General features: G+C 38.2%; 15 protein-coding genes and 4 tRNA genes. 7 read left to right on the top strand and 12 right to left on the bottom strand.

Going from position 1 to position 18,345, the window contains the following annotated elements:
- The first annotated feature begins 274 nt into the window (after positions 1–274).
- Entirely contained in the window at positions 275–1,573 is a 1,299-nt protein-coding gene (locus ACN19N_RS02170) for an SRPBCC family protein (protein ID WP_420001873.1), read from the top strand.
- 59 nt (positions 1,574–1,632) lie between these two features.
- On the opposite strand, the gene ACN19N_RS02165 is transcribed toward ACN19N_RS02170, so the two are convergent.
- From ACN19N_RS02165 to ACN19N_RS02150, 4 genes are all read right to left on the bottom strand, one after another.
- Positions 1,633–1,709, bottom strand: a tRNA-Arg gene (locus ACN19N_RS02165).
- Positions 1,710–1,973: 264 nt separating this feature from the next.
- Positions 1,974–2,050, bottom strand: a tRNA-Arg gene (locus ACN19N_RS02160).
- Between the two features lie 46 nt (positions 2,051–2,096).
- A tRNA-Arg gene (locus tag ACN19N_RS02155) sits at positions 2,097–2,173 on the bottom strand.
- Between the two features lie 11 nt (positions 2,174–2,184).
- Positions 2,185–2,274, bottom strand: a tRNA-Ser gene (locus ACN19N_RS02150).
- Between the two features lie 259 nt (positions 2,275–2,533).
- On the opposite strand from ACN19N_RS02150, the gene rnr reads away from it, so the two are divergent.
- The 5 genes from rnr (at position 2,534) to ACN19N_RS02125 (ending at position 8,998) form a co-directional block, all read left to right on the top strand.
- Complete coding sequence (gene rnr, locus ACN19N_RS02145) at positions 2,534–4,966, top strand: ribonuclease R (RefSeq protein WP_420001872.1); 2,433 nt, start codon at positions 2,534–2,536, stop codon at positions 4,964–4,966.
- Positions 4,967–5,145: 179 nt separating this feature from the next.
- Positions 5,146–7,185, top strand: coding sequence for a M3 family metallopeptidase (locus tag ACN19N_RS02140; protein ID WP_420001871.1), 2,040 nt, complete (start codon positions 5,146–5,148; stop codon positions 7,183–7,185).
- Positions 7,186–7,223: 38 nt separating this feature from the next.
- Positions 7,224–7,430 carry a YheV family putative metal-binding protein gene (locus tag ACN19N_RS02135; protein ID WP_004660391.1) on the top strand — a complete coding sequence of 69 codons (207 nt, stop codon included), beginning with the start codon at positions 7,224–7,226 and terminating at the stop codon, positions 7,428–7,430.
- A gap of 10 nt (positions 7,431–7,440) precedes the next feature.
- Positions 7,441–7,887, top strand: a complete 447-nt coding sequence (locus ACN19N_RS02130) for a hypothetical protein (protein WP_269229534.1) — start codon at positions 7,441–7,443, stop codon at positions 7,885–7,887.
- A 226-nt stretch (positions 7,888–8,113) separates the two neighbouring features.
- Positions 8,114–8,998, top strand: a complete 885-nt coding sequence (locus ACN19N_RS02125; protein WP_420001870.1) for a DMT family transporter — start codon at positions 8,114–8,116, stop codon at positions 8,996–8,998.
- Positions 8,999–9,105: 107 nt separating this feature from the next.
- Here the strand turns inward: ACN19N_RS02125 and ACN19N_RS02120 are convergent, their stop codons facing one another.
- From ACN19N_RS02120 to ACN19N_RS02095, 6 genes are all read right to left on the bottom strand, one after another.
- Complete coding sequence (locus ACN19N_RS02120; RefSeq protein ID WP_420001869.1) at positions 9,106–11,310, bottom strand: TRAP transporter large permease subunit; 2,205 nt, start codon at positions 11,308–11,310, stop codon at positions 9,106–9,108.
- 178 nt (positions 11,311–11,488) lie between these two features.
- Complete coding sequence (gene rrtA / locus ACN19N_RS02115) at positions 11,489–12,070, bottom strand: rhombosortase (RefSeq protein ID WP_420001868.1); 582 nt, start codon at positions 12,068–12,070, stop codon at positions 11,489–11,491.
- A 76-nt stretch (positions 12,071–12,146) separates the two neighbouring features.
- Complete coding sequence (locus ACN19N_RS02110) at positions 12,147–13,211, bottom strand: hypothetical protein (protein ID WP_269229529.1); 1,065 nt, start codon at positions 13,209–13,211, stop codon at positions 12,147–12,149.
- A gap of 359 nt (positions 13,212–13,570) precedes the next feature.
- Positions 13,571–13,777, bottom strand: a complete 207-nt coding sequence (locus ACN19N_RS02105) for a hypothetical protein (RefSeq protein ID WP_269229528.1) — start codon at positions 13,775–13,777, stop codon at positions 13,571–13,573.
- A 210-nt stretch (positions 13,778–13,987) separates the two neighbouring features.
- Positions 13,988–14,383, bottom strand: a complete 396-nt coding sequence (locus ACN19N_RS02100) for a hypothetical protein (RefSeq protein ID WP_269238575.1) — start codon at positions 14,381–14,383, stop codon at positions 13,988–13,990.
- Positions 14,370–14,627 (bottom strand): succinate dehydrogenase assembly factor 2, encoded by a 258-nt coding sequence (locus ACN19N_RS02095; protein WP_005156268.1) that lies wholly within the window; start codon positions 14,625–14,627, stop codon positions 14,370–14,372. The genes ACN19N_RS02100 and ACN19N_RS02095 overlap by 14 nt, the downstream gene beginning before the upstream one ends.
- A 188-nt stretch (positions 14,628–14,815) precedes the next feature.
- On the opposite strand from ACN19N_RS02095, the gene ACN19N_RS02090 reads away from it, so the two are divergent.
- Positions 14,816–15,988 (top strand): acyl-CoA dehydrogenase family protein, encoded by a 1,173-nt coding sequence (locus ACN19N_RS02090; RefSeq protein WP_004660381.1) that lies wholly within the window; start codon positions 14,816–14,818, stop codon positions 15,986–15,988.
- Positions 15,989–16,042: 54 nt separating this feature from the next.
- On the opposite strand, the gene ACN19N_RS02085 is transcribed toward ACN19N_RS02090, so the two are convergent.
- Positions 16,043–16,549 carry a DUF2059 domain-containing protein gene (locus ACN19N_RS02085; RefSeq protein ID WP_420001867.1) on the bottom strand — a complete coding sequence of 169 codons (507 nt, stop codon included), beginning with the start codon at positions 16,547–16,549 and terminating at the stop codon, positions 16,043–16,045.
- Positions 16,550–16,672: 123 nt separating this feature from the next.
- On the bottom strand, positions 16,673–18,163 hold the full coding sequence (locus tag ACN19N_RS02080; RefSeq protein WP_241306627.1) for a flavin-containing monooxygenase: 1,491 nt from the start codon (positions 18,161–18,163) through the stop codon (positions 16,673–16,675).
- Positions 18,164–18,345: the final 182 nt, after the last annotated feature.

Raw genomic sequence — 18,345 nt, 5'->3', positions numbered from 1 at the left:
ATTCAAATAAGGCGTAGCACTACTCTAAGTTGCTTTTTAACAAAGAGATAGAATTTCTAATTCAGTAATAATGAAATTACGCTTAACTGACCAACATTAACCGCTATAAGTATTTACTTGCAGAGATAATCCTTTGTCTAAGATTTCGATGCTCAAGAAAGTTTTACACAATACGACTATTTTTTAAACAAAAAAACTTTTATTAATAGCAAGGCCCTATTATTTATGCATAGATGCCACTGACTATATCACTAAGAAAAATCAAAGGAATGTGATGTTTTATTTGAATGGATTTATATGTACAGCCGTTTTTTTCAGCATAATGCAAAGCTGTTTTGCACAAATCATCACATGGAATGACAATATACCAAGTGCTTTACAACCTTTTCAAAATAATCCACAACTATTGGCAAGTTATACGCAGAATAATATTTTTATTTACCCACATCCCAATACCAAGACCAATGTGCCCACCCTCAAAAGCAACTCACAACCGAGTGTAAGCTTTACATCTGCTGCACTCATCGTACCTGCCAATGTACAACAAGTTGCCAAGACATTAACCGACTTTAATCACTACGTCGGTCTATTTCCAACACTTAAATCGGCCAAAACACTAGAACAATCTGGCAATACTGTAAAAATGAAATATCAGGTCTCAATCCCAACGCCCATCCCAGTGCTCAACTTTAATGAAGATGTCACTCTACAACATCAGATTAAATCGAATAGTATTGCCAGTTTAGTGATTGATTCTCCTATTCCATACGGTGTAGGAAAATTTGAATGGTTCGCCTTAGATGATCATCGAACCTTAATTACGCTCACCCAATGGGGTGATTTAAACCAACCTAAAGGATTTATTTTTAAGAAGATTCTAAATGCAATTCCTGAAGCCAAATTAGGTATCCCAAGTTCAACCAATGCCTTTATCCTAGAATCACTTCGAACACGCTTTATTAAACCGAATATTGTTGCACTAAATTCAGGACAAATTCCAAGTCCACAATTAAATGAAACTCAACTTGCTAAAATTGCACAACTGAGTCAAAACACTCAACAACCCATCAGCTATCTACATGTCCCGACCAGCATTTTGTATACACATGGGCGGGAAACCATGCGCTTCACCACAACCTATCAATTTTATCAACAGCCACCGCAGCTATTACATAAATGGTTGAGTCCTTTAGCCTATCAAGAATTATTTCCAAGACAAGTCAAGAAAATCATCACCTCTCCAATCCAAAATCAGGGTCAAGATGCAGATATTCAAGTGAATGTGGGTTTAGGTGTGATTAATATTCCTTTTGCATTTAAGCTTTATTTTAATTATCCAAATACTGTTGAAAATAACTTTTATGCAAATGGTGGCGATTTACGTTTTATAAAAGGAAAAATGATTGCCACAGAGCTTAATCAAGGTACTTTATTTAAAATCACTAGCTCAATGAAAATTGATGAAAAAGCACCTTTTTTATTAAGAGCGATGCGAAGCCTGCCCTATCATGATGTACTACCCGCAGTTGGTGGTAATACTGTGTTTGTTCAGAAAATTAAAGCAAAAATATAAGGCACAAAAAAACCGCATTTAAGCGGTTTCTTTCATTTTATCTTTCGATAAATTCAAATTGGTGCGCTCAGAGAGATTCGAACTCCCGACCCCTTAGTTCGTAGCCAAGTGCTCTATCCAGCTGAGCTATGAGCGCATATTTGATGGAGCGCATTATACGCATTTTTTCCCCATTGATAAGTGTTTTTTAATAAAATAGAAATCAAATGGTGATTGATTGATCGTTATGAATTTAAAGTACAATAGTTATTATCTTTCAAAACAACATAAATAACTGATTTTATTATTAATAAAATGAATGAAGAGCCTTAATTTAAACATCAAACAGATATTTCACAGTTGAACTACTCCAAACTACAGACACAAAAAAACCGCAATTAAGCGGTTTCTTCTATTAAGTTGGTGCGCTCAGAGAGATTCGAACTCCCGACCCCTTAGTTCGTAGCCAAGTGCTCTATCCAGCTGAGCTATGAGCGCATTACTTATGTGCCTATTTAGGCATGTGTTACTTTAAATCTTTACTTGGTGCGCTCAGAGAGATTCGAACTCCCGACCCCTTAGTTCGTAGCCAAGTGCTCTATCCAGCTGAGCTATGAGCGCTTTAAGTAAAGTGGCGGTGAGAGAGGGATTCGAACCCTCGGTACAGTTACCCGTACACTTCCTTAGCAGGGAAGCGGTTTCAGCCACTCACCCATCTCACCGTAACACGAGCGCAATAATACAAACTAAAACCACATTACACAAGAGATGATCCTGTTTTTTTCTCTTTTTTTAAATCAATCAAATGTTTTTTAACCAATTCTTATGTTTTTTCGGCATTTTTTAGCTCAACGCTTGTTAATATAGTGTTCTCTCCTTTATTCAGATTGGACAATAAACAGAATCTTGCAATCTTTGACGTGCAGTTAAAGTTTGAATGACTTATGCTAAACCGATCTGCCAGATGTGAAATGAAACGATATGACTACAAATTGGGTTGATCCCGAAGCAAAAGCAGAAGCGCAACGTTATGATAATCCTATTCCTAGCCGAACTCTTATTCTAACTACATTAGAACAATTAAAAACTGCACAGTCTCATGCAGAACTGGTTGACCACTTTAATATCCCAGATCAAAAAAGTATTGATGCCTTGAATCATCGTTTAAGTGCAATGGTTCGCGACGGTCAGTTAATGAAAGATGGTTTTAAATACCAACCTGCAACCGATTTACCAAGCCATGAAGCAACGGTTTATATCAACAGTAAAGGTTTAGGTACGGCCAATATCGCAGGTCAGGATGATGTCCTGTTACCTGAACGTGAATTACGTCTAGTCTTTAATGGTGATCGCGTTAAAGTACGCCAAACTTCTGTGGACCGTAAAGGTAAAGCTTGGGGCTTTATTACCGAAGTCGTACAACGTCGTGTCAAACAAATTATTGGTAAAGTCGCTGAACATGAAGGCGAATACTTTATTCAGCCAAGCAATCCAAATCAGCACCAACCAATTACTTTAGAAAAAGAATTGATTGAACATGCCAATGCCAAAGTTGGCGATATGCTCCGTGTTGCGATTGATGATTACCCGACTCGTGAAGAATTAGCGACAGGTCATATTGTTCAGTCTATGGCAGACAAAGCAGATACTGAAATCATTATTCCGCAAACCATTTTAGAATTTGGTTTGCCTTATGAATTTCCAGAAGCCGTCATTAAAGAAGCTGAAAGTTTTAAAGAACCTTCTGAACAAGATCGCAAAGGTCGTGTTGATTTACGCGATTTACCATTAGTCACTATTGATGGTGAAGATGCACGTGACTTTGACGATGCAGTATTCGCAGAGAAACGCTCAGGTGGTGGTTACCGTGTTGTAGTGGCAATTGCAGACGTGAGCCATTATGTCCGTTTAGATTCGCCTTTAAATGAAGAAGCTGAAGAACGTGGTACATCGGTTTATTTCCCACACTTTGTTTTGCCAATGCTGCCAGAGGCATTATCGAATGGATTGTGTTCTCTCAATCCACATGTTGACCGTCTGTGTATGGTCTGCGATTTAAAACTGTCTCGTGCAGGTAAAGTCACAGGTTATGAGTTCTACCCTGCGGTGATGCATTCCAAAGCACGTTTGACCTATAATCAGGTGGCTGCTTATTTTGACGGCGCAACCGATGCCATTCCGCAAGATAAAAGCGTTCATAAATCGTTAAATACCCTATTCCAGCTTTATCAGACACTAAAAGAACTACGTGCCAAACGTCATGCGATGGAATTTGAAACCATTGAAACCTATATGACCTTTGATGAGTTAGGCGGTATTAAAGAAATTTTGCCACGTACTCGTAATGATGCACATAAACTGATTGAAGAATGCATGTTATTGGCGAACGTTGCTGCAGCTGAATACTCATTAGAACATGATATTCCGATGCTTTATCGTGTACATGAAGCACCAGAGTTTTCACGTATTCAGAAAGTACGTGATTTCGTCAAATTACTCGGTTTGCCATTCCCAGAGCAACCAACCCAAGCTGATTACCAAGCCGTGATTGAAGCGACCAAAGATCGTTTAGATGCACCGAGTATTCATGCAGTGTTATTACGTTCGATGATGCAAGCCTATTATGGCGCAAAAAATTCAGGACACTACGGCTTAGCGTATGAGGCTTATACGCATTTCACTTCGCCAATTCGTCGTTACCCAGATTTATTGTTACACCGTGCGATTAAAGCCTATCTCGATAAGAAAGTTTATCCATTGTCTGGTGCAGCTTTAGATGATGCAGGGGAGCATTTTTCACAGACTGAACGTCGAGCTGATGAAGCTTCACGCAGCGTCACCACATGGTTGAAATGCCATTATATGCAACAGCATTTAGGTGATGAGTTTGTTGGTATCATTAGTGCGGTGACTGAGTTTGGTCTATTCGTGACGCTAAAAGACCTCTATGTCGATGGTATGATTCATGTCAGCCAGCTCGGTGAAGACTTCTTCCTTTATGATCAAGCCAGCCAAAGTTTGATTGGTCAGAATCGTGGACAGTCATTTAGCCTCGGTGATGAAGTCAAAATTCAAGTGGCGGGCGTAAATCTGGAAGAGCGTAAGATTGACTTCCAATTGGTTCAACAGCTGACGCATTTGGGACGTACAATTCGTCAAAAAGCGCCAAGAACCAATACTTCAAATCGTGCTTCAACCACTGAAGAGGTATTTGGCAAACCACAATCGACAACAGCTAAAGTTAGTGAAGATGGTGAAAAGCCTGTGCGTAAGAAAAAGGATAAGAGCAAATCGAGTTCTAATTCTTATACCAAAAAAACAGGTAAAAAATCTTCTACGAAGCCTGAAAGCAAAGAAAAGCCAAAGAAGAAAGTGAAAAAGAAAAAGTCAAATGCCAAGACCAAGAGTGAATAAGATTTAATTAGAGAGCTTCGGCTCTCTAATTTTTTGTCTTGAAATATGTGCGTTAGCAATGAATGAAAATTTATAGAAAACAAAATACTCATCTAATAAATAATCAATCAGCCTTGATTTATAGAGGCTTAAGCCCTACATCTATATCTATGTTTAAAGATGAATATGGCAAAAATACAATGACACTCCAACAAGCGACACTTCCCCTTCCTCAATTTGATCAAATTCAACTTGCCGATTTAAAACAACAGATTGAACAAACGATTCAAAACGGTCAAAACTTCTTAAATCAACTCAATGAAGTTCCACAAGGCTCTGAAGCCCAACTGGCAACCTTGGCAGAAGTTGATCAACTTGAAAATAACATGAGTGAATCGTGGGGCATTTTGTCACATCTCAATGCAGTCATGAACAATGCTGAAACCCGTGAGGTTTACCAAGCCCTGTTACCAAGTTTAAGTGAATACTATACGCAGCTTGGACAACACACGGCGCTGTATCAAACCTATCAACAGATTCATGACAGTGCAGTCTTACAAACGCTGAGCGAAGCACAACAAAGTGCTATTAAACTCGCGCTACGTGATTTTAAACTGTCTGGTGTGGCTCTCGAAGGCGAAGCGAAAAAACGTTATGCGGAAATTTCAGCGCGTTTATCCCAGTTGTCTTCAGACTTCTCAAACCATGTACTCGATGCTACCCAAGCCTATTTTAAACCTTTATCTGAAGAACAACTCATAGGTCTGCCACAAAGCAGCATTGAATTATTAAAACAATATGGACAACAGCGTGAGCTTGAGCAAGCCGTTGCCACACTCGACTTCCCTGCCTATTTTGCGATTATGACCTATGCCGATGATCGTGAATTAAGAGAAGAGCTGTATAAGGCCTATGTCACCCGTGCCTCAGAACAATCCCATCACACTGAATTTGACAATACCCCTGTGATGGAAGAAATCCTGAGCTTACGTCAAGAAATGGCGCAACTGCTTGGTTTCAACAACTTCGCTGAATATTCCCTTGCTAGCAAAATGGCACCTGATGTCGAAACCGTAGATAAATTCTTAGTAGATCTGGCAGAGCATGCACGTACGCCTGCACTTGCTGAAATTGCAGAACTGAAAGCAATTGCACACCAAGATGGTATTGATGAACTCAAACCTTGGGATGCAACTTACTATTCTGAAAAATTGAAACAACAACAGTTCAACCTTTCTCAAGAAGCGCTTAAACCGTATTTCCCTGCGCCAAAAGTAGTGGATGGTTTATTCCAGATCGTACAACGTCTTTACGGTATTCAAATCATCGAACGCCAAGCCCCTGTTTGGCAAAATGATGTACGTTATTTTGAAATTGAAGATCAAGGTCAAGTGGTTGGTGGTTTCTACTTTGATTTATATGCACGTAATGGCAAACGTGGTGGTGCATGGATGAGTGGTTTCCGCTCTCGCGTGCAAACTGCTAATGTTCTACAAAAACCAATTTGCTATATGGTGTGTAACTTTACCCCACCGATTGGCGATCAACCTGCACTATTAACTCACGATGAAGTCATTACCTTGTTCCATGAATTTGGACATGGCTTACATCATATGCTCACTGAAGTGGATAACATCTCAGTTGCAGGCACACACGGCGTGGCATGGGATGCGGTGGAGTTACCAAGCCAGTTTATGGAATTCTGGGCATGGGACAATGAAAGTTTAGATGTACTCAGTGAACACATCGAAACCAAGCAAACTTTGCCCCAAGAATTACTATCTGCGTTACTCAATGCGCGTTTCTTCCAATCAGGAATGCAAACCTTACGTCAGATAGAATTTGCATTGTTTGACCTAAACATTCACCGTCAGACACCTGCCTTAAACAGTCAACAAATCCAAGCCACACTGGACGATATTCGCGATAAATTTGCTGTGGTTCCTGCGGTACCTTATAATCGTTTTCAACATAGTTTCAGCCATATTTTTGCAGGCGGTTATGCAGCAGGTTATTACTCTTATAAATGGGCAGAAGTTTTAGCCAGTGATGCCTTCGATCGCTTCGAAAGTGAAGGTATTTTTAACACTGAGACAGGAAAAGAGTTTAGAAAGTTTATTCTAGCAGTTGGCGGAAAAGATACAGCACTTGATGCGTTTCGCAATTTCCGAAAAAGAGAACCAAAAATAGATGCATTATTACGCCATCAAGGTTGGACGAACACCAATAAAACCGCTTAAACTACGTCATTATTGTTCACAGGGTGTAATTAACTGACATGAAAAGACAGTTCATCGCGGGTGCAAAATGCCCTAAATGTGGCGCCTTAGATCGTGTGGTTAAGATCATCACTGTGGATGACGAGTGGATTGAATGTATCGAATGTGCTTATAGCGAAAAACGCCCGACCCACGTGGAAGAGCAACAACCCGCTGAGCCAGATGAGATTGGGGTGATACAATTCAAACCTCGTCATTTTGACTAGAAGGTTAAAAATGATGTCCACATACCAAACTCAAAATTCCAAATTATTATGGATGATAATTGGTGGAATTAGCGTTGTTGTGGTTTTGTTTCTTGCAATTCAATGGTTTTTATCACAAAAAGATCAGCAATCGACAACCACAGCTACACAACCAATTGCCGAAAAAACAATTATATCCAAGGCAGAAACAACTGTTAGTCCAGATATAAATACGGCGAGCAGTGAAGTTGCTGCACCAATACAATTAGTTGAAGAGTCAATTGTCAAATCACCACTTCCGAGCAATGATAGTTTAGCCAAAGAAGAGATTGCAAAGCTAGATGATATTCATCAGCAACTGCAAGAGCAACAGCGTGACTTGAAACAACAAAATAACGATGTTGATACTTTACTTAAGCTCAAAGAAGATCAAATTAAACTTTTGGAGGCTCAAATCTCCGCACAACATAAATCTTAAAACAACAAAAGCTTTAATCCGATTTAAAGCTTTTTACTCATTTAAATATCAATCTCATATTTCTAATCGCAATTTTTCATACAGATCCTGATAAGTTTGTATTTACACTGATTGCGGTATGATGGATATAAGTTACTCAACAAATCTAAAATCCAGTTTAAAAGCACATTTCTTTCATCGTTTGACAAGCATACAATAACTTTAGTCTCAAAGTTTCGTGTCTAATATGAATTCACTTCAAACTAATCGCAACCTTTTACTTGCGATTGGTTGCCTGACAACCTCGGCCCTTCTCTTTTCGATCATGGGTATCTGTATTCGTTATGCATCACATACGGTTGATAACTATACAATTGTATTTTTCCGCAACATAGTTGGACTCATCCTATTTCTGCCTTTTATTTTTAAACAAGGTATTGGCTTTGTAAAAACAGAAAAACTATGGATGCATACTTGGCGTAGTATTGTTGGACTTGCAGCCATGTATGGTTTCTTTTACGCAATTGCGCATTTAAAGTTATCAAATGCAATGGTATTTACCTACTCTTCCCCAATTTTTATTCCAGTTATTGCATGGCTATTTCTAAAAGAAAAAATCACCATTGCTATGCTTTGTGCAGCTGTTTTAGGATTTATTGGTGTATTTTGTGTTGCTAAACCCGATCAAGGTCTACTGAACTGGATTTCGGTGATTGGTATTGTCTCAAGCTTACTTGCATCAATGGCTTTTGTAACCGTTCGGGCATTAACTCAAACCGAACCACCTGAACGCATCGTATTTTATTTCTGCTTGATAGGATCAGCACTTTCTGTGATTCCGATGTTTTGGATGTGGCGAACCTATCATCTAAAAGAATTATTCTTTTTGATTGGCGCAGGGATACTTGCTAATGTCAGCCAAATTTTTATGTCTCATGCTTATCGACTTGCGCCAGCAGGACAAATTGCACCTGTGAATTATATGGCAATTATTTTTGCAGGTGTATGGGGCTTCTTACTTTGGGATGAAGTACCTGATTTATACAGCGTGATTGGATTTTGTATTATTTTGCTGGCAATTTTATTATGTAGTCCATTGACTCAACGTCAAAAGAAAATGATTCAACACTAAAATATTTGATCTTTAAAAATAACTGATCAACATTGATAATGTCCAAAGCATTTTAAATCTTAAAAAAATAAAAAAGCAGCCGAAGCTGCTTTTTTAAATTTCAACTTTTAGTGTTTATACCAACCAAACATTTGGAAGACATAGGGTGCATAGGTCACCAATACTAAAGATGAGAACAATACGATAATCGGTAATAACCAACGTTCATAACGATAATAGAAACTTGTATATTTCTCTTTCGCTTCCTTATCAGCAGCCGATACTTCTTCATCCCCGACAGAGAGTCGCGTCAGCAAGTGGTTCAATGCAACAGGTGGTGTTACATAACCAAATTCGAATGCAACCAATACGATCATCCAGAAGTGAATCGGATGAATACCATTCTCATAGGCGACTGGCGCTACTGTCGCAGCAACTAAGATTACCGCACCGAATGGATCAGTCGTCATACCAATAATTGCAAGTAACATTGCAATAAAGGCAAGAGAAATGTAGATATTACCCAAGTGTGTTGGTAATAACTCAACCACTTCAGCACGCTCGATTAAACCACCAACGCTCGCAGATAATGCCATCAGTAGAATCAACGCACCGATATGACCAACTGTTTCTGAGGTTGCAAAACGTATAGCCCCACCAAAACCAAAACTCTTAGCACCATGAGGATCATGGCTTTTTAAGAAGTCTGATTTCTGTTCATGTTCACGAACTAATGCCTCATGCTTTGCATCAACAACTGGAGCTGGTGCAAGTTTTGCTGCAAACAATTTGTCAAACAAAATCATTGCAATCAACACCAATGGTAAAATCATTGGCGCGGTAAACTCATTGATCGATGTATCTAAAGCAAATTTATAGAACAACACAACAGCGAAACCAATGATTACATATGGAATCACAGGCACACATGCGCGTAACATTCCAGGTACAGCAACTTTTGGTGAATTTACACGGAATTTTTCTTCAGCAAGAATCAATGAAACGCCAAGGAAAATAAATGCAGTTAACCAGAAAACATAGATACCATGATCAAATAATTCTGTAGACGTTACATGGCGGCTATCTAACATTGAAATCAAAATTACAAGTAAGCATGGACGAATCACCACACCTAAAGAACCCGACATTGCCGATACAGCTAATGCATATTGACGGCGTGCACCAGAGTTCCAAACCTCTTTATAAATGATTGCACCTGCGGCAATAACGAAAATACCAGAAGCGCCTGTATATGCTGTTGGAATTGCCGCTGCAATTAAGATTAACCAAGTTAAAGTTTCAGGTGCTAGATTCCACGGACGCAGGATATTTAAGAATAAATCCATCACACGCGTTTGGGTCAGTAACATACCTGCCCAAATAAACAATGCAAGGTTTAAGAAAATACCAGAGAACTCAACAATAATTCCCAAGTAGATCCCTTGCCCCATTGGATAATCCATGAAGAAAGTAAAGATTATTCCCGTGATCAGTGACATCTGTGCATACAATGGTACGCTCAGCACCGCCAAACCAAAATTACCTTTAGGTTGCGCTGTTTTAGGAATTAAAAATAATTGCACTAAGCTGATTACGGTTAAAGAGACAAAGAGTGCTATCCATAACCATGAAATCGTCAATGTCTTCGCAGTCAATTCTACGCCAGAATTCAGCAACGAGTTATATTGACTAATTGTCGATAAACTCAGTAAGGCATTACCTGCAACCATAAATGCTGAATAGACACGATAGTCCATCTTCGTCTTAGGTGCACGTAAACCAATGTGGTGATAACGTAAAGAAGCTGTGATAGAGGTGAACAACACCATGATCAGTAAAAGTACAGTCTGATTTTCAGAACCTAACTTAAAAATACCAAAGAAAGTGGTTTCAACTTTACGATAAGTACGAATACTTGGATGAGCATCCAAATGTTTCATGGCTTTATCGTAGAATTGATATTTTTCTTCACACTGTTGTTGTGCAGCTAATAAAGAAGCGCGTACATCTGATTCAGATGCTGTACCAAACATACTTGCAAACTCATCAGCAGCATTTGCTTTCATCTGCTCTTGAACTTGTGCTTCAATATTAGGATGTCGATCACAAGATGGTTTTTCAGGTTCAGCTCGTAAAAACGAATACTGCATTCCTATTTTTTCATCACCGTACAAACGCTCCCCCATACGGAGCATTTGACCGTGAATCATCTCGCCAGTACCAATAAGCAAAGTCATTAGCAACAAAGCAAGAATGATGAATGTTGATATCCAATCATTCCAGATATAACCCAGTCGGGCTAATCCAGACTTTTTCTCTTGATCATTTTGCATGTCTATTCCAGTTTATTGTTATCAACACCCATCCAAAGATGTTGAATCATGCGATGTCCATGGTTGATAGATAAGTGAATTTACCCTCTTCGTAACCAATCCCTTTTAACCGCCTAAATTTGCAGCAATCTTTTCCAAAAAAGAATGACTACAATCACTTTTTTGTTGGTTTTTTTTATCAACTTATATGTTCTCTCTCTATCCTTCTTAACAATGAATAACCTAACCCACAGAACAAACCACCAATCGCACCAATCAAATGAGCTTCTGTCAAAACAGGACTACCAATTAACTGTGCAGTACCTGTCTGACCAAAAGTATTTTCCCATATTAATTTTGCTGAGATCAGCAACAAGACCAATAAGGCAAATTTTCTTTCTTTAGGATATTTCAGATACACGAGGCCAACAGCAACATATAATCCATGCAACACCCCAGAAAGACCAGCATATGCATCGATATAAGGTAAGTAGAAATAAAAGATAAGACTAATAAACGGAGGAAGGATTAAAAGCAGAACACATAAGTGCCAATTACGAGCATGAGGAAAAATAAAAGGTAAACATGCGAATGCCAACAGATTTAAGAAAAAATGCATCCATCCAACATGAACCCAATGTGCAGTCCAAAAACGCCAAAATTCAGCGAGTAAACTAGGTTTCCAATAAATGAAGTGATCTGCAAATACTTGCAAGCACGCTGATATAGAAACACATACAGCGATTAAAATAACTTTCGGTATCCATACGTGATCTTTCATCCATTACCACCCCATGAAAAAACTGACCTTTTACCAGTTTAAATGTTTCACTTGTAAAAGGTCATTTAATTCAAGTTTACTCTGCTGGTGCTGATGCGCCATCTCCACCATCAAATAACGCATCCAATTCAGATGAACTTTCTTTCTTATCGTCCCAGAAAGAAGTCAAACCTTCATCACCAGAGCGTACACCTGTATTTTCAGTCCAATAACGATCAGCTATACCACGGACCATCAAACCAGCCATCTTATCGATCAATCTAAATTGAGGATTGGCTGGTTTGTCTTCACCTGTTGCAGCAGCATAAGAACGGAAAGCGTCACGCAGTTTGGCATCATCACCACTTGCTTGTGCAGCGACTGCATATAATGCATGTGATAAACGAACACCTTTTTTCTCACCAATTTGCATTGATTCTTTCATGGTTGCATAAGGTTCAGGTTTACCGTCACCCGCACCTGGTAATAAAGTCCAAATCACTGCTCGCGTCGCCATCGGCGCGCCCCAGAATTTTTCATTATCCAAACAGGTCATGCCACGCTCAACAATACCCGCAATATCTTTCGGGACATTAATCGCGCCACCAGAGTTAATATCATTGGTCATCGCTTGCAGACCACTTACCATCCCTAAAAGGTAAACTGTCTGATCTAAATCATTGCGCATTGTTGGGCATGAATCACCCAATTTATATTTATATTTTGATTCCCAACGATTTGCAAAAAGTTGATAACCTGCATATTGACGTTCAGCAGCAATCCCCGCCCAACGTTTTTGTTCAATACGAGCATCTTGAGCTTCAGAAACTTGACCTGCTTTTGAAGCACGCAAATAGCGGAGTTCCGCTTCTAAGGCTTTATTTTCAGCACAAATACCTGCTGAGGTATACAATAACACCGCCATACGTGTTGGATCAGCACCCATATCCTTGGTTGACATCACCGCTGGAGTTAAGGCATTACCTGAATTACACACCATTTCGGCGTCATCCATCGCCAAAATTGGTGGAACAATATGATTTTCACTAAAACTTAATGCGACATTAGCCCCTGTTTTAATGATTTGTGAACACCCTGATAATATTGATGTTGTGAGTAACGCAACCGCCACACCCTGTCCCATTTTTTGGAATTTAGACATTCTTCCTGTCCTCTAATTAATTTGTTTTTCCTTTTAGATGTACCTTATCAGATGCAATACTTGAATTAAAGAGTAATTGCTCTAATTTAACATGTGCATTTTGACACAATTCACAGATAGGTGAATTGACAGAGAGTTGAAAATACAAAAATTTTAGGCAAAAAAAAGTAGCATTGCGACGGTTCAGCACATGCTACTTATTAACTGGTAAAAACGTGAAACTCTTTATCTTTTAGTTTTGTTGAAAGTAATCCTTTAGTAATGTTCCAGCTCTTCCTACAACAATCGCCATAACGATTGCAATTACTAGAAACATCCACATTGAAATCTCCATAGAGACCTCCTACAACATTGCGTATCTACTTTTGATAGATACTAGATTGGCGTTCGTCATCAGTATTCACGGGAGTATGATATATTGATGACACTTTCAATCTCTTTCTCTTGGTCACAACAACTTTAGATTGATGCGATTCAAGAAGTTCCCTGAGTAAAGTTCCTGCTCTTCCTATAACAATTGCAAAAAAAATTGCAATCACCAGAAACGACCATGTTGGAATTTCCATCACTTTGGACCTCCACCACACTTTACGTTGGTGTTTGTACTTTAACGAAAATGAATACAAGTTGATGGTCAGATTGTCTGACAATTCAGATTTTCACGAAATTTTAGAGTATTTAATCTAACAATTTAAATGAACGTAAAGTAAAAACAATATAAATAATTGAAAAAAAACATATAATTAATTATATACAGTTGTAAAATTGTCTAACAATTAAAGCATTTTTATTAATAATTTTAAGTTTTGCCACTGCGAAATTGACAATTGATCCCACCAAATCGTTAAAGGTTGGTACTGAGTATCAGAAAAATAGATCGTAATATAAGCTTGGTGATCAATAATTTTAGTGATTGTTCGACCTTGGATTGGGATAGAAGTATCCACAAACTCAAATGACCAATGCTGATGATCCAAATACTCAAAACGCTTTATTAAAGGATGCCGTAACAATAGAAACCAAAATAAAACCATCACAACAAGGCTAAGCAACCAAAATGAAAGAGCTAGCAATTGGTAGGCTAAAATGAGAACAGTGACAAAAACTAAAAGTTGCAATACAAAGGAAAACCGACTGTATTGCAACTCAAAAACACGATTAGCCGTGTACATAATGTTTTAATTTTAAAATAAAATCTTTTAACTCAGCGCGAGGCGGCTCACCCACTTCCATAAACCAATCCAACAAGTCTGGATCTTCTTGATCAACCAACTCTGCAAATAGCGCCTTTTCATCAGCATCGGCGGTTAAATAATAGTTTTTAACATAAGGATCGAAATACACATCAATTTCTTTTAAACCACGACGTGCGCGATAAACGACCTTACGTTCTTCCAAACTTATTTCATCAGACATTATTTGTTCCACTATGCAACAATTTTATAGTCATAGTGTACTCGATCCCCCATTAACTTCGCAGCGTTTTTTCTCAAGTGACCAAATACATCAATTAAATTGAGCATTGATCACATTGTTCACTATTTTCAATTTCTTGTATCGTGATGATCATCGTTTAAATCCAATGACTAGGGAAAAAATAACAAATGCAATCAGGTGCAATTCGTCCAATTCCAAATATGTTGCCACGTAAACTATTTACTTCTGATCATGAAGCATTTCGTGAAACTGTACGTAAATTTTATGAAAAAGAAGTTGTGCCAAATATTGAAAAATATGAGAAACAACAACATGTTGACCGTGACTTATGGAACAAAGCAGGTGAACTAGGTTTACTCTGTACCACAATGCCAGAACAATATGGTGGTTCTGGGGTTGATCGTTTGTACAGTATGATTCTGATTGAAGAACAAGCTTATGCAATGGACTCAAGTACAGGTTTCTCATTACACTCAGACATCGTTGCAAATTATGTCAATAACTTTGGTAATGAGGAACAGAAACAACATTGGTTGCCAAAAATGGCAACAGGTGAAACAGTTACAGCGATTGCCATGACTGAACCGGGTACAGGTTCGGATCTTCAAGCAGTTCGTACTACAGCTGTACTTGATGGCGATGAGTATGTCATTAATGGTTCAAAAATTTTCATTACCAATGGCTACCTTTGTGACATGGCAATTGTCGTCTGTAAAACAGGCAACAATGAAAAAGGTTCAGCCAATTTATCATTGATCATCGTTGAAGCGGATCGTGCTGGTTTTAGTAAAGGTAAACCTTTAAATAAAATCGGAATGAAAGGACAAGATACTTGTGAATTGTTCTTTGACAATGTACGCGTACCCAAGGAAAACCTACTTGGTATGGAAGGTATGGGCTTCATCATGTTGATGAAAGAATTGGCATGGGAACGTATGTTGGTTGCGATTATTTGCCAAGCAGGTGCAGAAGCAGCATTTGCACATACTGTTCAATACACCAAAGATCGTAAAGCATTTGGCAAAGCGATTAGTACTTTCCAAAATACACGGTTTAAATTAGCTGAATTACGTACTGAAATTGATTTCTGCCGTACTTATTTAGATCGTTGTATGGAATTACAACTCGAAGAAAGCTTAGGTGTAGATGCAGCAGCGGCAGCTAAATACAAAATTTCAGATATGTTCTCAAAAGTTGTGGATGATTGCTTACAGTTACATGGTGGCTATGGTTATATGTTGGAATATCCAATTGCGCGTGCCTACATCGATAACCGTGCTAACCGTATTTATGCGGGAACAAATGAAATTATGAAAGAATTAATTTCTCGTACACTTTAAACATAAATTGGAAAGTTAAAGGGATCGTGTTTAATTACACGATCCCTTTTTTATTTATTTAGTTTCAGGTTTTTCAGTTGTTTGAGCTGGCGTAGGCGTTGGATTCATTCGTGCCATTAGTTGCTTTACCGTTGGATTATCAATATGTTGCTGCATAGTGACATTTAAAGCAGTGCGTGCATTTTGCGTAGTGAAATGTGCAACTTCACTTCCTATCTCACTGGCTTTTTTAGCCCATGCTTTCCCTTCTGTAGATTGATAAAAGGTTAATGCAGCTTGTAGTTCCTGTTGACTGAATGTTTCAACATAGCGTTGAATAATGAATTGCTTACGCTGTTCACTGTTTAAATTTTTGATCAAATCTACGTAAAAATTTTCAGGTATATCTTTAGGCAAACGCATGCGGATTTGCTCTAAAATCATTTTATCGGTGTTTTGTAAACCTTGTTCGGTTCCATCTACAGATACCAATTTTTGAGCAATCACTTCTTTCTGTTTTACATCATCAGCAAAAACAAATGTACTGAATAATAATGTCCCCAAGATTAATAGCTTTTTCACTCAGTCATCCCTGTTTTAAATGTTATTGCGCTCAATATACGCGATATTTTTTATATTTAAATAGCCACTCAAATAAAAAACCCTATGCAACTGCATAGGGTTCCAAAACATTCAAGCAAAAACTTATGATACTAATTTTGGCTTACGATTAGTTTGATCACCACGCTTATGGAATTCTAAAACCCCATCATTAAACTTAGCATCTTTCAGTTCTTTACGATCAGCTAGGTAATTATTGGTGATCTTCCACGGTGCTTGTTTACCTTGTTTAGGCATTACATCAGCTGCACGTGCGATATAACCAGAAGACATTTTACCCATGATCGTATCATTTTCACGCTGTAAAGGATCAGCGTGCGCAATCACTTCATCAAAACCATTTTTATCCATATGATTGATTAAGCGACAGATATAATCAGCCGCAATATCAACCTTTAATGTCCATGAAGCATTGATATAACCAATGATCATCGCCATGTTAGGGACATCACTCACCATCACGCCTTGATACAGCATATGTTGAGACGTGTTCATTGGCTTACCATCAATTGAACCTTGAACTCCACCTAAGATCTGAATTTCTAAACCAGTTGCCGAGATCACAATATCCGCTTCTAAATGTTTTCCAGATTTTAATTGGATACCATTTGCAGTGAATTTTTCAATTTGATCTGTCTCAACACTTGCTTTGCCTTCACGTAAAGATTTGAATAAATCCCCATCTGGCACAACACATAAACGTTGATCCCATGGATTATAGCTTGGTGTAAAGTGTTTCATATCCACTTTACCTTTAAGCTGCAATTCAATGCCTTTCAACAATAAACGACGTACAGTTTTCGGGTATTTTTGTGCTAATGCATAAATACCACGTTGCATGCCAATATTACGTGCACGAGTAAATTTATACGCCGTTTCCTCAGACATAAATTTACGTGTTTTCTCATAAATAAAGTCAATTGAAGGAATCGTTGCAATATAAGTTGGTGAACGCTGTAACATTGTGACATGCCCTGCTCCACCTTTCACCATTGAAGGTACAAGTGTAATTGCAGTTGCACCACTACCAATGATGACCACTTTCTTACCAGTGTAATCTAAATTTTCTGGCCAATGTTGTGGATGAATAAACTGACCTTTGAAATCTTCTTGTTTCGGAAATTTTGGCGCATAACCCTGATCATAGTTATAGTAACCAGTACAACCCATTACAAAATTTGCAGACCAAGTTTGTTTTTTCTTATTGTTATCTTCGATCTCAACTAACCATTTTTTCTTTGTAGAATCATAGTTTGCAGAAAGGACACGATGACCAAAGTGAATTTTATCTTTTAACTGATTTTCACTGATCACATCGCTTAAATAACCTTTAATTTCAGCACCGCTTGCAAGAACTTTATCTTTTGCCCATGGCTTGAAGTTAAAACCAAAAGTTGACATGTCCGAATCAGAACGAATACCAGGGTAACGGAATAAATCCCAAGTTCCACCGAAACTTTCACGACGTTCTAAAATTTCGAATTTACGTTGTGGACAGTTCTTAGAGAGATGCACAGCTAACCCAATTCCAGAGATACCTGCACCAATAATTAATACATCAACTTGCTTTTCCATTTTTTTTATACCCTGTGTAAATCATGTCTTTATTAAAGCACAAATTTGACAATACACAATGTCAAGTTTAGTCATTCATCGGTTTTTTTATATCAGTTCGGGACATTTTGAGAAAAAACGAAGCTAAAAAATCTTGATATTTTTACTTGGGTTTACGTTTAAACTATGTTGTATTGAATACA

The organism is Acinetobacter sp. LF10, assembly GCF_048585715.1.
Taxonomy (GTDB): Bacteria; Pseudomonadota; Gammaproteobacteria; order Pseudomonadales; family Moraxellaceae; genus Acinetobacter.
This window is presented reverse-complemented; position numbering and strand designations above follow the sequence as displayed.

Coding starts and splice junctions, on each gene's coding strand:
- ACN19N_RS02170 (WP_420001873.1), top strand. CDS start 275: ATGTTTTATTTGAATGGATTTATATGTACAGCCGTTTTTTTCAGCATA.
- rnr (WP_420001872.1), top strand. CDS start 2,534: ATGACTACAAATTGGGTTGATCCCGAAGCAAAAGCAGAAGCGCAACGT.
- ACN19N_RS02140 (WP_420001871.1), top strand. CDS start 5,146: ATGACACTCCAACAAGCGACACTTCCCCTTCCTCAATTTGATCAAATT.
- ACN19N_RS02135 (WP_004660391.1), top strand. CDS start 7,224: ATGAAAAGACAGTTCATCGCGGGTGCAAAATGCCCTAAATGTGGCGCC.
- ACN19N_RS02130 (WP_269229534.1), top strand. CDS start 7,441: ATGATGTCCACATACCAAACTCAAAATTCCAAATTATTATGGATGATA.
- ACN19N_RS02125 (WP_420001870.1), top strand. CDS start 8,114: ATGAATTCACTTCAAACTAATCGCAACCTTTTACTTGCGATTGGTTGC.
- ACN19N_RS02120 (WP_420001869.1), bottom strand. CDS start 11,310: ATGCAAAATGATCAAGAGAAAAAGTCTGGATTAGCCCGACTGGGTTAT.
- rrtA (WP_420001868.1), bottom strand. CDS start 12,070: ATGAAAGATCACGTATGGATACCGAAAGTTATTTTAATCGCTGTATGT.
- ACN19N_RS02110 (WP_269229529.1), bottom strand. CDS start 13,211: ATGTCTAAATTCCAAAAAATGGGACAGGGTGTGGCGGTTGCGTTACTC.
- ACN19N_RS02105 (WP_269229528.1), bottom strand. CDS start 13,777: ATGGAAATTCCAACATGGTCGTTTCTGGTGATTGCAATTTTTTTTGCA.
- ACN19N_RS02100 (WP_269238575.1), bottom strand. CDS start 14,383: ATGTACACGGCTAATCGTGTTTTTGAGTTGCAATACAGTCGGTTTTCC.
- ACN19N_RS02095 (WP_005156268.1), bottom strand. CDS start 14,627: ATGTCTGATGAAATAAGTTTGGAAGAACGTAAGGTCGTTTATCGCGCA.
- ACN19N_RS02090 (WP_004660381.1), top strand. CDS start 14,816: ATGCAATCAGGTGCAATTCGTCCAATTCCAAATATGTTGCCACGTAAA.
- ACN19N_RS02080 (WP_241306627.1), bottom strand. CDS start 18,163: ATGGAAAAGCAAGTTGATGTATTAATTATTGGTGCAGGTATCTCTGGA.